1 protein-coding gene is annotated in these 1,061 nt (G+C 62.0%); it reads right to left on the reverse strand.

The genetic code is table 11. The features are described from left to right. A partial coding sequence (locus FEM54_RS33015; protein ID WP_138454331.1) for an acyl-CoA dehydrogenase family protein occupies positions 1–892 on the reverse strand: 892 nt, incomplete at its 3' end. Positions 893–1,061 lie beyond the last annotated feature (169 nt).

Raw genomic sequence — 1,061 nt, forward strand, 5'->3', positions numbered from 1 at the left:
AGACTTCCACTGCGGTGGCCATTTCCGCCAGCCGATGCTTGAGCACCTGGAATTTGCCGATAGGTTTGCCGAAGGCTTCGCGCTGGCTCGCCCACTTGAGGCTTTCTTCAAGGGCGAGCTGCGCGGTCATGTTCGCCATCAGCGCCAGCGCCAGGCGCTCGCTCTGGAAATTGCCCATGATGCAGGCAAAGCCCATGTTCTCGACGCCGATCAAGTTGCCTACCGGCACGCGGCAATCGTCGAAGAACAACTCAGCCGTGTCCGACGCCCACCAGCCCATTTTCTTCAACGGTTGGCCGACTGTGAAACCTGGCGTGTGCTTTTCGATCAGCAACAGGCTGATGCCGCCGAAGCCCGGCCCGCCGGTGCGTACGGCTACCGTATAGAAGTCGGCGCGGATGCCGCTGGTGATAAAGGTTTTGCTGCCGCTGACGCGGTAACAGTCGCCATCGCGAATGGCGCGGGTTTGCAGGTTGGCTACATCGGAGCCGCCACCGGGCTCGGTGACGGCCAGGGCGATGATCTTCTCACCGGTCAGTACTTGGGGCGCAACGCGCTCACGCACCTCGGGGCGCGCCCATTTGACTACCGGCGGCAAGCCGATATCCAGCGAACCCAGGCCCGCGACCACGCCACCCGAACCGCAACGCATCAACTCTTCGCTGGCGGCGACCTTGGCGAACAGGTCGCCTTCATGGCTGCCGCCCAGGCTTTCGGGATAGCCGATGCCCAGGATCCCCGCCGCGCCCGCCTTGAGGTACAGCTCACGGGGAAAGCTCTCGCCCTCCTCCCATTGCTCGATGCCCGGCAACATCTCGCGCTCGACGAAACGGCGCACGCTGTCGCGGACCAATTGGTGGCTGGGGTCGAAGTAGTCCTGATAGGCAGACATCGGCAAGCTCCACGGTGAGGTGGAGAGAACTTACCAAGCGCTTGCTTGGTTATCAAGATATCCCTGACAACACAAAACCACTGTGGGAGCTGGCTTGCCTGCGATAGCGGAGTGTCAGGCGACATCAATGTCACTGTTCCACCGTTATCGCAGGCAAGCCAGCTCCCAC

It is taken from the genome of Pseudomonas edaphica (genome assembly GCF_005863185.1).
Lineage (GTDB): Bacteria > Pseudomonadota > Gammaproteobacteria > Pseudomonadales > Pseudomonadaceae > Aquipseudomonas > Aquipseudomonas edaphica.